The 13,063-nt window shown below is 32.8% G+C and carries 13 protein-coding genes and 1 tRNA gene; 8 read left to right on the forward strand and 6 right to left on the reverse strand.

The window, feature by feature from the left end; all coding sequences use genetic code 11:
• Positions 1–52: 52 nt before the first annotated feature.
• Both ABD682_RS00470 and ABD682_RS00475 read left to right on the forward strand, forming a co-directional pair.
• Positions 53–373 carry a type II toxin-antitoxin system RelE/ParE family toxin gene (locus ABD682_RS00470; protein ID WP_344737831.1) on the forward strand — a complete coding sequence of 107 codons (321 nt, stop codon included), beginning with the start codon at positions 53–55 and terminating at the stop codon, positions 371–373.
• Between the two features lie 12 nt (positions 374–385).
• On the forward strand, positions 386–1,483 hold the full coding sequence (locus ABD682_RS00475) for a HigA family addiction module antitoxin (protein WP_344737833.1): 1,098 nt from the start codon (positions 386–388) through the stop codon (positions 1,481–1,483).
• 156 nt (positions 1,484–1,639) lie between these two features.
• On the opposite strand, the gene ABD682_RS00480 is transcribed toward ABD682_RS00475, so the two are convergent.
• Both ABD682_RS00480 and ABD682_RS00485 read right to left on the reverse strand, forming a co-directional pair.
• A complete protein-coding gene (locus ABD682_RS00480) occupies positions 1,640–1,846 on the reverse strand; it encodes a helix-turn-helix transcriptional regulator (protein WP_344737835.1) in 207 nt (68 codons plus the stop codon).
• On the reverse strand, positions 1,836–2,282 hold the full coding sequence (locus ABD682_RS00485; protein WP_344737837.1) for a hypothetical protein: 447 nt from the start codon (positions 2,280–2,282) through the stop codon (positions 1,836–1,838). Before ABD682_RS00485 ends, ABD682_RS00480 begins: the two co-directional genes overlap by 11 nt.
• 193 nt (positions 2,283–2,475) lie before the next feature.
• Between ABD682_RS00485 and ABD682_RS00490 the strand changes: the two genes are divergently transcribed.
• From ABD682_RS00490 to ABD682_RS00500, 3 genes are all read left to right on the forward strand, one after another.
• On the forward strand, positions 2,476–3,162 hold the full coding sequence (locus ABD682_RS00490) for a bacteriocin fulvocin C-related protein (RefSeq protein ID WP_344737839.1): 687 nt from the start codon (positions 2,476–2,478) through the stop codon (positions 3,160–3,162).
• Between the two features lie 402 nt (positions 3,163–3,564).
• On the forward strand, positions 3,565–5,211 hold the full coding sequence (locus ABD682_RS00495) for a site-specific DNA-methyltransferase (protein ID WP_344737842.1): 1,647 nt from the start codon (positions 3,565–3,567) through the stop codon (positions 5,209–5,211).
• Positions 5,212–5,435: 224 nt separating this feature from the next.
• Complete coding sequence (locus ABD682_RS00500) at positions 5,436–8,075, forward strand: DEAD/DEAH box helicase (protein ID WP_344737845.1); 2,640 nt, start codon at positions 5,436–5,438, stop codon at positions 8,073–8,075.
• A gap of 304 nt (positions 8,076–8,379) precedes the next feature.
• Here the strand turns inward: ABD682_RS00500 and ABD682_RS00505 are convergent, their stop codons facing one another.
• Positions 8,380–8,802: a hypothetical protein gene (locus tag ABD682_RS00505; protein ID WP_344737847.1), complete on the reverse strand. Its 423-nt coding sequence runs from the start codon at positions 8,800–8,802 to the stop codon at positions 8,380–8,382.
• A gap of 207 nt (positions 8,803–9,009) precedes the next feature.
• Between ABD682_RS00505 and ABD682_RS00510 the strand changes: the two genes are divergently transcribed.
• From ABD682_RS00510 to ABD682_RS14695, 3 genes are all read left to right on the forward strand, one after another.
• Complete coding sequence (locus ABD682_RS00510) at positions 9,010–9,933, forward strand: hypothetical protein (protein ID WP_344737849.1); 924 nt, start codon at positions 9,010–9,012, stop codon at positions 9,931–9,933.
• 61 nt (positions 9,934–9,994) lie between these two features.
• Positions 9,995–10,162 carry a hypothetical protein gene (locus ABD682_RS00515; protein WP_344737851.1) on the forward strand — a complete coding sequence of 56 codons (168 nt, stop codon included), beginning with the start codon at positions 9,995–9,997 and terminating at the stop codon, positions 10,160–10,162.
• 48 nt (positions 10,163–10,210) lie between these two features.
• A complete protein-coding gene (locus ABD682_RS14695) occupies positions 10,211–11,803 on the forward strand; it encodes a recombinase family protein (RefSeq protein WP_395360904.1) in 1,593 nt (530 codons plus the stop codon).
• Here the strand turns inward: ABD682_RS14695 and ABD682_RS00520 are convergent.
• The 3 genes from ABD682_RS00520 to ABD682_RS00530 all read right to left on the reverse strand — a co-directional run bounded on the left by ABD682_RS00520 (position 11,763) and on the right by ABD682_RS00530 (position 12,975).
• Positions 11,763–11,835, reverse strand: a tRNA-Met gene (locus tag ABD682_RS00520). The genes ABD682_RS14695 and ABD682_RS00520 overlap by 41 nt on opposite strands.
• Positions 11,836–11,893: 58 nt before the next feature.
• Complete coding sequence (locus tag ABD682_RS00525; protein WP_344737853.1) at positions 11,894–12,076, reverse strand: CPXCG motif-containing cysteine-rich protein; 183 nt, start codon at positions 12,074–12,076, stop codon at positions 11,894–11,896.
• Positions 12,077–12,150: 74 nt separating this feature from the next.
• The gene (locus ABD682_RS00530) at positions 12,151–12,975 is read right to left on the reverse strand and encodes a leucine-rich repeat domain-containing protein (RefSeq protein ID WP_344737855.1); all 825 of its coding nucleotides are present in this window, start codon (positions 12,973–12,975) and stop codon (positions 12,151–12,153) included.
• Positions 12,976–13,063 lie beyond the last annotated feature (88 nt).

The raw sequence follows: 13,063 nt of genomic DNA on the forward strand, positions 1-13,063 counted from the left end.
GTGAATTTATTTGTGTATTATTTGTATATTTGCACTATGATAATCCATCAAAATGGAAGTTACTTTCGAGAAAGATTACTTAAAGGAATTATACGAGAATGGAAAAGCTCGAAGTAAAAAGCACAGGTTTCAACCTAGTGTTGTTAAAAAGTATATACAAACTATAGATAAATTAAGAGTTGCAAAAAACACGGTAGAACTATATCCAATTAAGAGTTTGAACTACGAAAAATTAATTGGAGACAAAAATGGGCTGGAATCCGTCCGAGTAGACAGCAAATATCGGATAGAGTTTATTAGTTCATTAGAAGGTGAAGAACCTGACACCATCACGATTTGCTCAATTGTAGAGTTAAGTAATCATTACAAGTAGAAAAAAAAGAAAATGGCAACGCAAAAAACAACAATAATACCTGCACAAGCAACTCATCCTGGAGTATTAATCAAGGATGAGATAGACGCTACACCAAACTTAAATCAAAGATCTTTAGCGAAAGAACTTGGGGTACTACCTTCATTTTTAAATGAAATAATTAAAGGCAAAAGACCTGTTACGGCTGATATAGCAATTTTGTTAGAAAAGGCTTTAGGAATTTCAGCAGATTATTGGATGAAATTTCAATCTCAATATGAGATAGATAAAGCAAGAGTGAAACAAAAAAATATTAAAAAATTGAGAAATATTGAAATTTGGAACATCATCAAAGATTATGTTCCGGTTCGATATTTCAAAAAGCACAATTATTTAATTGATGAATTAGAGACTGACATAAAGGCCATAAAAAAAATATATGACGTTGAAACTGTTGATGATTTAGTTTCTTCATTTTCTAAAGACAAATTTGCATATTATCGTAAGTCAGAAAAGTTAAAAATAGATGACAAGAATATGTTTGCTTGGAGTTCATTAGCTCAATATGAGGCAACCAAACAAAAAGCTAACACATTCAATTTTGACAATCTTAATCAACTTCGCATCAACTTAAATAATCTCTTTTATGAGAATTCTGATACGATTAATCGCGTTCAATCTCTAATGAATCAATTCGGAATAAAAATGTTATTTATCGATAAGCTAGAAAAGACGCCTATTGATGGATTCTCATTTTGGTCAAATAGAAACCCTGTAATCGCAATGACTTTACGTCACAATAGAATTGACAATTTTGCCTTTACAGTAATGCACGAAATAGGTCATATTGACTTGCATTTAAAAAATGACAGAAATAAAAAGTTTATGGACCTTACAAAAAAACAAGGAATAGATGAATGCGAAAAAGAAGCTGACAATTACGCTCAAGAATCCCTTATTTCCTCAATGATTTGGCAAGATATTCTAGATAATCACTTACCATTAGATGATGATAAAATCATCTCTCTTGGTAATAAACACAGAATTAATCCAGCTATTTTATTAGGTCGTGTTTGTTTCGAAATAGATTATTACGGAATGAAAACTGTAATTGATAAAAAATTAAAATAAATGTGGGGACCAAAGAACTAATTTAAAAAAACAATCGGTGTTAAGCTAGTTTTGAAAAAAATTCTCGTCATAGTCCATACCCATTTTTGCTAAGCCAAAGCTCCGGAAAAATTAAAAAAATGTTCTTTTTAGATTCTCTTAAAAATTTTCATCAACTTAATCAAAATCAATTCTCTCTAATTCAAAAATTTCCTCAACAGTTTTATTGAAAAACATCGCGATTTTTATGGCTAATACGGTTGAGGGAATATACCGGGAAGATTCTATAGAAATAATAGTTTGTCTTGAAACCTTAAGTGCTTGAGCCAGTTCCTCCTGCGTAACTCCTTGTAACTTTCTATTCGATTTTACACTATTTATCATTTTTAAAAATTCTGAAATGAACGATATAATTAAATCGAATAATATATGTAAACCAGAAAATAATAATAGCTGCAATAAAAAAAAGCATCATACCTGCATCCTTAGGAGGTTCTTTCATTAGCCCAACTAAAATCAAACCTGTGGTGATTAAAATTATTTGAATTAAAGCAGCTGTTCTAAAAGATTCTAGCCGTATATTTTTAATCATTTCATCTTCAATTTTCTCCTTTGAAAAGGCCATTGCATAAATTCCAAATAAAAAAGATAATAGCCCAACTATGGCAGTAATTATATTTAAGGGAGTAGAATTAGATAATCCAAAATAAAGTGTAATATCTGAAATAAGACCTTTTTGCATGGCAACCCAAAGCAGTAGACCGAGAGGTGCAACAAATAGACCTATTTTTTTAAAATGATTTGGTAAAAGTTTTAACATAAGAAATAATTTAAAAGTTTTAATGTAAAGTACGCTTTACAAATATATAAAATTTATTATTCATTTTGTAATATTTTGAAATTTTTTATTTCTAAAAAAATAAGACTAAACTGTATTTTTCTCTTAAATAGTAAGAAAAAACTCCATAATAATTCTATATTTGTGTAAGTATAATCTTAAAATAATAAATATAATGAGAAAAACCGTAACATTATTAACCGTTGCTTTATCACTTACTTTTTTTGGTTGTGACTCAGAAAATCAGTCACCAAATATTAAGAACTTAAATGATTCTAATATCCAAAAAGAGGGTACTACTAAAAAGGTAAACTTAGAAAGTTGGGTTACTGAAAACATCGAGATTCTTAAAACCTATGATCGCGCTAGTATTGCTACCTATTCAAGAAAAACACAAAAAGCAATTCTAAGAAACTTCACTCCAGAGAAAAAGAAAAAAATCTGGGCGTCTAAGATGGAATACTTATCGTCTTCTACTGGATTTTCTATTGAAGAAAAGAATTATTTAAAATATTTTTCAGATAAATTAAAAACGCTTTCTTACGATCAACCTTTCTCACAAGAATTAGCCCAGGAAATGTATAATAAGGTGCTAGAGGGCATAAATAAATTTGGCTGGTCAAATAAACAGGCTTATGAAATGTTCTTTACCATTGGAAATTTAAGTAGCGACACTGTTTCGCAAACTTCAAACACACAATTGTTGCGAACACCATTAACTCAAGAAGGAGACCCAGCCCCATGTGAATGCTATTATGATTTAGGCTGCCCTACCTGGAATTGCGACAGTGGTAATGGATGTAAGCAAGAATCATACGATTGTGGGGTCTTTGGAGGAACTTTATGTGATGGAAATTGTTAATCTTCTACGGTTCATAGCTAACAAAAGATGTAATACAAAAATCAATTAAAAGATATTTTTATTGCCTGAATTTCAATTAAAAATATTGTTATTCAGAGTAACCAATCTTTATCAAGTTGGAGTAAAGTTAAGATCATCATTAATGAAAATTAATTTCTATTTTTAATGATGATCTTATTTTATTTTTAATTAATTAATTAAAGAATTCATGTTAATTCTGTTTTACTTCCTTTAATATCATCTATAAATCTCAAAATTAAAACCCAAAAAAATAGATATCGTTTTTCAGAACAAACCAGAAATATTAAATTTTCAATTTATATACCATCCTTTTAGATTTTAAGAATAAACTGACTATTTTAGTGGCTCATTAATCAACTTTTATTTAAGAAAAAGTAAAGCATGCCAACACTCCACTGGATAGGAAAAGACAAAGTTATAAGCCACCATCAGGATGTACCTTACCGGGTATTGGAACACAAGTACGGATTTTCAGTCGAAAAAGGCGAAAAAACCGAAACCACTAACAGCGGAAACAGAATAATTCACGGAGACAACCTTGAAGCTCTCAAAAGCCTGCTTCCCGAATACGAAGGAAAAATAAAGTGTATCTACATAGATCCGCCTTACAACACAGGTAATGAAAGTTGGGTATATAACGACAATGTAAACCACCCAAAAATCAAGAAATGGTTGGGCGAAGTAGTAGGAAAGGATGGTGAAGACTTAACCCGACACGATAAGTGGTTATGTATGATGTATCCTCGTTTAAAACTGCTTTACAAACTTTTGGCAGATGACGGCGCCATTTTCATTTCGATTGATGATAATGAGCAAGCAAATTTGAAATTGATGTGTGATGAGATTTTTGGAATTAGAAATTATATCACCAATGTTGCCGTGGTTAACAATTTTAAGGGAAGGAGTGATGACAAGTATATAGCTACGGCCCACGAAAATCTAATAATCTATCAAAAGGGAGCTTTTGAAACAAAAGGAGTTTCATTACCTGAAGAATATGCCAAAGATTATAAACTTGAGGATGAAAATGGAAAATATAGACATTTAGGATTACGAAAACGGGGAAGTAATGCAAGAGAAATCGATAGACCTAACCTATTCTATCCAATTTATTATTCCAAAAAAAATAATTCATTAAGTTTAGAAAAAAAAGATGACGAAATCGAAATTTTACCTAAACTATCTAATGGTGAAAATGGGACTTGGCGATGGGGAAAAGAGACTTTGCTAAAAAGATTAAGTGAAGTTGAAGCTAAACTTGTAAAAACAAGAAATGAATATGATGTTTTCCAGAAAGACTACCTAATCAAAAATGGTATTGAGAAAAGAATTAAACCAAAATCATTTTGGCACGGAGCAGAATTCTCAGCAGAGGCAGGCACATTAGAACTCAAGAAAGTTTTCAGTAAAAAAGTCTTTGAAACACCAAAATCGAGTGAATTCATTTTTTATATCATTCAGCAGACAACTGATAAAAACTCAATCATCTTAGACTCTTTCGCAGGTTCTGGAACAACCGCTCACGCAGTTTTAAATCTTAATAAACAAGACGGAGGAAACCGGAAATTTATCCTGGTAGAAATGGAAGATTACGCCAACGACATTACAGCAGAAAGAGTAAAGCGTGTCATAAAAGGCTACGGCAAGGGTAACAAAAAAGAGGAAGGTACTGGAGGATCATTTGACTACTACGAACTCGGTTTACCGCTATTTGACGAAAACCAAAACTTAAACGAAGAAGTTGGTTTGCCAAAAATTCGGGAATACATTTGGTTTTCAGAAACTCGTACTTCATTCATCGAGCCTAATGCTGAAAATTACTTTTTAGGTAAAAAAGAAGACTCCGCTTTCTATTTCATTTACGAGAAGGATCGTTTGACCACCTTAGATTATGATGCTTTGGATCTTATAAAAACGAAGGGAGAGCAGTATATCATTTATGCTGACAACTGTTTGTTACCAAAGGATTTTATGGCTAAAAACAACATCATTTTCAAAAAAATACCAAGGGACATTACAAGATTTTAAGCTATGGAAGAAATTAAAATACAAAACCTCCCTTCCGGCGTTGGCTTTGAGGCTGGTGTAATTTTCAAACAGGTAAAGGAAAAAAATAATATAACATACACAAGAAACCGCGATTTCTTGTGTATGTTTCAAAAACATCTACAAACAAATGTAGAATATTGTGCATGATAGGAATATATGCATAAAGATCTGGCGAAAGTTGTGCACATTAAACTAGTAGAAACATGGAATTAAAAAGCTATCAGCAAAAGGTAATAACAAATCTCGAAGAATACTTGAGCTACGTTCAGGAGCAAAAAGATTTAGGAAAAGCCTTCAATCAATATTGGGAAGATAAAATCGGTCCATACAATCCCCTAGATGGTACCGGAATGCAACCTTATAAAAATAACATTCCTAATGCGGCTCATGTCTGTGTAAAGGTGCCAACGGCTGGAGGAAAAACCTTTATTGCTGTAAATGCTTTACATTCAATTTTCAAAGCTTACGATTCCAGTAAACCAAAAGCAGTAATTTGGTTAGTGCCTTGGAGCAACTTATTGCAACAAACTGTTGATGCACTTTCTAATCCTGAACATCCTTACAGGCAAAAACTCAATGCCTTATTTAATCATAGAGTTGAAGTCTATCAAAAAGAAGATTTGTTGCAAGGATCAAACTTTAATCCAACCGTTGTTAAGGATCAGTTGAGCATTTTTGTAATGAGTTTTGCCAGCCTTAGGGCACGAAATAAGGATGACCGTAAGGTTTATCAGGAGAACGGCCAGTTGGAAGGATTTGTATCCCAATTCAAAGACGACGAACATATTTTAGATGGTGTAGACGATACCGCATTAATCAATGTTTTGCGCTATCTTAATCCTGTTTTGGTAGTGGATGAAAGTCATAATGCCGAAAGTGATTTGAGTGTAGATATGCTCAGAAATTTAAACCCGTCATTTATTCTGGATTTAACTGCTACACCAAAAGATAACAGCAACATTGTGAGCCTTATTCCTGCCATTGAATTAAAAAAAGAACATATGGTAAAACTTCCGGTGATCGTCTACAACAATCACGATAAAACGGAAGTCATTAACAACGCTTTACATTTACAACGAAAATTGGAAAATCTTGCCAAAAAGCAAGAAGTCGCAGGTGGTAAATATATCAGACCCATAGTGCTTTTTCAGGCACAACCCAAAACCAAACAAGATAACACAACTTTCGAAAAACTGAAAGAACAATTGTTAAGCCTGGGGATTCCCGAAAATCAAATCAAAATTAAAACGGCTAACATTGATGAATTGAAAGGCATTGATTTAATGAGTAACGAATGCGAAGTACGATATATTATTACCATCAATGCTTTAAAAGAAGGATGGGATTGTCCTTTTGCTTATATCTTAGCGTCGCTTGCAGACAAATCAAGCGCGGTAGATGTTGAACAAATTTTAGGTCGTGTATTACGCCAGCCTTACGTTCAAAAGCATAATTCCTTTCAGCTAAATTTATCTTATGTTTTAACAGCTTCCGCCAAATTCAATGAAACACTACAAAGCATCGTAAAAGGTTTACAGGAATCAGGCTTTAGCGAGAAGGATTATCGTAAAGTGGATAAAATGACAGAAGACGAAAAGAAAACAGTTACTCCTGATCCCGTTGAATCCTTCCTCTTCCCAGAACAACAGCCGGAAATTGAAGAGGACGAAAATATTGATAGAAACCGCGTGACTTTTGATCCAAATGAAATTGATGATGAACCGAAAAGCACAACGGTTGTTGATGAAATTGAAACCATTGCAGAAGAGCAAAACCGCCAATTAGAAGACCAAATAAAAGCACAGGAACAGCAACCTGTTGACGAAAATATGTTTCAAGAAATGGGTAACAAAGTAAAACGCTACAGGTTTAAAGAAGCCTATAAAGAATTTATAGATAAAATTAATTTCCCGCAGTTCTTCATAAAAGTAACGGTAAGCGATATTTTTGGAACAGATGAAGAACTGTTGAACAGAGAGTCTTTGCTGAAAGACTTCAGATTATCAGACGAGGACATCAAAATCGACTTCGACAAAATCTCTTCCGACTTGTATAAAATTGACCTGGAAGAAGCCAAGAAAAATGATTTCAGGCCGTCATTTACAAAAATTGAAGACGAGCTGGTGAAAGATCCTATTGCAGAATATATTTTGGCCAAACCAAAAGAAAATCAAATAACGGACATAACGCATCAGTTGATGCAAATTATCGGAAATATGTACCCCATTCCAGACCAGGAAATAAAGGTTTACATAAGTCGTGTATTAAACAGTATGAACACGGAGCAATTGAGGGATATTTTGGTTCGAAAATGGAGCTATACAGACAAAATCAAAATTAAGATCCGACAATTGGCAGATGCTTATGCAGAAAATCGATTTATGGATTTAATCAAGTCGAAACGAATAAATACAAAAGGAAATTGGAAATTAAGTAAAGAGATCGTGCCCGGTAATACAGGATCTTCAATAGGTAATTCACTTTATGAAAAGGAAGGTTCAATGAACAATTTTGAGGAGCGCGTTGCCATGGAACTCGGGACGTCCTCAAACATTGAGTTTTGGCATAGAAATTTAGAACGTGGAAAGGGATTTTTCATTAACGGATTTAAAGCTAACCACTACCCCGACTTTATTATGCAAACCAAATCAGGAAGGACAATATTAGTTGAAACAAAGGGAGATCATTTAGACAATACAGATAGTGCTGCCAAATGCCGTTTGGGGAATGAGTGGGAAAAGCAAGCAGGGAACGACTTTGCGTACTTTATGATTTTTGATAAAAAAGAAGTAGATGGTGCTTATACCCTGGACAAAGCAAAAGAATTGATTAGCAGAATGTGAAACCAAATTTAAGTTCAGACATATCGCTCTCGCCGTTGCCGTGTTTACAATTAGATGTCACAGTAGCCTATTCAAGTTTTTGATTGAAACTGAAAACGTACAATAAACTCAGAAAAAAATTTATACTCTCGTTAGTAATAGTAAAACGAAAGAAAACGTCGTTTTACGACGTTCAACGTTGTCTTACAACGTTTACAATTTTTTTAGGTATTATGAAATCCTATTTGTAAAAATAGATCTCGAGTTTACATCAAAAAATATTGAAATAGCTAATTATTTTTTAAAATAATTAGCTCTAGTTTATTTATCGCTTAAATATTCTTACCATTTCGATTTCAGAATTTGGGAGCTTGTAAATTTGATAGTAATGATTGTAGGTGTAATAACAATTTTCTCCATTCTCATTTTCTTCAACAACATTTATTTCATGATCGAATCCTTTTATTTTCAGTTGCAAAAAAAATAATTCTAAATAAGCCTGGGTAAATCCAGGGTTAAGAGTACCTGAATGAAAAAGTTTTTCAAGTATCCGGTCATTCCTTCTTAAAATTTCGTCATCAACTTTCTTGACCAATTGCTTTTTTCGGTTATGGTAATCGTCAGCGTGCTGCTTGTTTATATATATTTGATCTCTTCGCCTTGGTTGAAAGTTATTACCACAACCACATGCACATTTCCTTTTTGGAATTAATCTTGGCGGTGGGTCGTTTTCAAATTGATATTTCATATACTAAGTTGTTATTTTTTTTAAACTTCTTTGATTTCTGTTTTTGGAGATTCGGTTAACCTAATTCCAAATAATTATTTTTAATAATAAAATTATTGTTTAAAAAAATTTTTTGTAGGCATGTCGTATTTTATTTTAATTTTTACGCCATAGCTAATATATAAAATTTTTAGCTTATATTAGTTGTCTAATTTAGTATTGAAACAAATGAATAAAACAGAAATCATAAGCTTAGGTAATCTTGTATATGACCAGCGTGATATTAGCCCTGCCCAATTGGGAATAACTTCAAGACAAATAAATTATTGGGTTGATAATAAAATTATTCCTTTTGTTGAAAAATTAGACTCTGACAAAAAACCATCAAAAGAGAAGGAAATATTATCAGAAATTTTAGAAGACGATAAAAAAAAGTGGATTCGATTAAATTTAGCGCAAGCCGTTTGGGTGTGTATTGTTAAAGAATTATTATCTTTTGGGGTATCAGTTAAAAAATTAAAAAAATTAGCCAAGTCAGTATGGGAAAAACCCAGAAAACAAAGATATGCTGATAATGTTTTTAAACACTATATTGAGAATAAATCAATTTCTTCAGAGGAGATAAGGGATTTGTTAAATAGCTATTTGAAGGATGAATTAATTATGGAGCATTATTTCAGAACCATTATTAACCCTTTTACTGATTTGATTAAATCTGCTATTTTAAGAGAAAAGCTTCCCCACTCTATGCTTTATGTACCTGAGACGAATACGCATGAATTCCATATGAGAGACGAAGATTTAATTCTAAAACTTGGTACCACTTATCTTGAAAATCCTTTGATCTGTTTTCCTATTATACCCATAATAGGCAAAGTTCTTAGCGTAGATTTCTATAATACAAAAAAGGATTTGCCTTATTTAAATCATACCGAAAGACAGGTAAGAGATATAGTGGCCTTTAAAAAACCTAAGGTAGTTTATCTAGCCTTTGAAGACGAACACATCAAACCAATTACCATTACAGAACAGCATAAAACCAGAGAACAGCTATCGAGATATATTTTAGAAAATAAAATTGCCAAAGGTTCAAAACTATTGATTGAAATACGCTCTCAGGATAATTATAAATTAACTTTAATGAAGAAATAAATGATACATGTAGAATACAACCGGTACCTGCAAAAACAGCCCGTTTTAATCCTGACAAGGAATGGGCCGAAAATCAAAACAGGAACTACAAGAAAATCAGCCGCTCGATAAAAAGGAAATTATTGAATGTCTGAAAGAATCCCAAATAGACCTAAATAAAATAAATACTGATGAGTTTGCAATGAATATCTACCAATTTACAAAACTGTTTTACGATAACATTAAATAAATAATTTTGAAAAATAGACATACAATAATTGATTTCCAGGGAAGCATCGTGTGGTCCTACACCAGAGTTTCTTCGAAAGAACAATTTTTGAACAACGGTAGTATACGATCCCAGGTTAAGCGTATAAAGTCATTCGCAGAAACTCACAACCTTATTATTGCGAAAGAATTCGATGCTGAATACGAAAGTTCGAAAAGAATTAACACTCAAAAAACCTTAAACGAACTGATAAACGCAATTAAAAATACGCCTTCAAAAAATCGCCCTAAAATAATTCTGATTTGGTCCCCCAGTCGTTTTGGACGAGCCGGAGCTGAACACATTGAACTGTTTGTTAGTTTAAGAAGGCAATACAATGTTTTTCTTTATTCTGTCAGTACCAACCACAACACGTTCAGCGATCGCGACGAAAACGAATTTTCATTACAATTACTTCATGCTCAAAGAGAGAATTTCAGCCGACAGGATGTTATTATCCCAGGAATGAAGGATGCCATAGAAAAAGGAACGTTTTTAGGACGTGCTCCAAGAGGTTACGACCATTTTGGGCCACGAGTAACGGATCCTTCTAAAGTACAGGCAAAACAAGAGATAAAGCTCAATGCGGAGGGGCTTGTGCTAAAAGAAGCCTTTAAGCTTAAGCTTTACGAAAATTACACCGACAGAGAAATACTAGATTGGTTGTCAATGAAAGGTTTCAGAATTTCCAAGCAAAGCTTAAACGCCATGTGGAGCAAGCTTTTCTACACCGGTTATTTCACCAATAGCTTAGTTCCTGATAAAAAAATTAAAGGTCACTGGGAACCTATAATTTCCTTGAAAGAATTTAAAATATTACAAGACAGATCAACCAATTCAAACCAAATTGGCATTCCTAAAATAAATGGTAAAACTCAAACACCTTTAGTTCCTAAATTTTTAGTATGTGCTGACTGCAATAATAATATGACATCCTATTATAATAAGAGAAAGGGAATCTATTATTACAAATGCGGAAAATGTAATAAAACGGCCAACGCAAATACGCGGTCAAGATCCATTAATGCTGGTTTAAATCAACAATTTGCAGAAACAATCAATTCATTTAAGTTTTCGAAAACCTTTCATAAATTATTCTCAAAACAATTAGAAAAAATTATTGCATATGAAATGTCCAATCTAAGTGAAAATAAAAGATTAATTAAAACAGAAATAAACAGCTTAAAAAAGGATTATGACGAGATAGAATATCGCTACGCATTGGGTAAAATTTCAGAAGGTATTTATACCAAACACGGATTAAAACTTAAAAAACAAATTGACCTAAAAAGGAAACAACTTGAAAACTTGCCAACAAAAAAGTCGAACCACCAAAAATTGTTGAAAAAGTTCCTTAAAATCGCTGAAAACCCTCGTGAATTCTACAAATCATTAAATTACAATGACAAAAGAGTATTCCAAAATATTGTATTCCCAGAAGGATTTCATTTTTCATTAAAAAATAAGCAATGTCGAACCAGTAAAGTTAATATGATTTTTGAGCTAACAAACTCATTTAAAGCCAATTACACTGGTAAAAAACAAAAGACTCAAGTTCAAAATGAACTTGAGTCTTGCTCAGTAGCGGGAACTGGACTCGAACCAGTGACCTTCGGGTTATGAGCCCGACGAGCTACCTACTGCTCTATCCCGCGATATTGGACAGCAAATATACAATCCTTTTTAGTTTCTACAATAGGAATTTTCAAAAAATTATTGCTCAATACTATCGGCGTCAAATTCCATGAGATTACCCGATTCAAACTCAGCACTAATTTGAATTGGATTGCAACAAACTTCACAATCTTCAATGTAGGATTGCCTCCTTACTGAAGTATCTATTAACATAGAGATCTGTTCCCAACAATAAGGGCAAGTAAAAAAGTGTTCGTACATAACACCTAAAAATAAAAAAAGACAGCTTTAAAGCCGTCTTTTCAAACTAAAATTTATAACCTTTAAATTTTCAACTACTCCTTCTCAATATCCATAGTAGCTGTTGAGGCCTGGAATTGTAGTTCAACAAAACCTGTTTGGTCGCCATTAGCAACACTTGTTGGATCTTGATTCAACAAATTATCGCCAACCATTAAGGTACTTAGACGTGGCATATTTGCCAAAGCCAAAGGTACATTGCCGGTTAATCGGTTAGTAGATAATACTAACTCTTCCAAATTTGGTAGTTGGGCGATTTCTTGTGGGATTTGACCCGTTAACTTATTGTCCATCAAACTTAATTTTTCAAGCTTAGACAATTTGTTAATATCTTGAGGAATGCTTCCTGTTAAATAATTACTTCCTAGTAATAATTCTCTTAAGTTCGTTAACCCTAATAAAGATTGTGGAAACTCCCCTGAGAATTTGTTACTGTATAATTTCAATACTTCTAAATGTTTTAATTGACCAATTTCGGTAGGAATAGATCCTTCGAAACGGTTCATGAACAATTCAAGATTTGTAAGATTTTCGAGATTTTTGATGGTGCCAGGAATCGTTCCTTCTAATTTATTAAAACCTAAGTTAATCTTTTTTAGATACACCAGGTTGCCAATTTCTGCTGGTAACGTCCCTTGCAAATTGTTAAACTGAAGATTCAATTCTACTACGTGATCATTCTCCAACTTAATACCGTGCCAGGTTTTAACCGGACGATCTAAATTCCATGTAGCATTCCATGAAGCTCCGTTTGTGCTACTGTAAATTGCTATTAATGCGTCTTTCTCAGTTTGTCCTACTTCTGCAAACGAATAACTTGTTAGGAGTAAGCTTAAGATAAGTAATTTTAGGGCTTTCATCTTTTTCAATAGTTATAGTTATCTGATATCAAATCTATTACAAACCTAGATTAAATGCTATTTTTATCGATGAAAGGTGAAAAATTTT

Source organism: Gaetbulibacter aestuarii (genome assembly GCF_039537665.1).
Taxonomy (GTDB): Bacteria; Bacteroidota; Bacteroidia; order Flavobacteriales; family Flavobacteriaceae; genus Gaetbulibacter_A; species Gaetbulibacter_A aestuarii.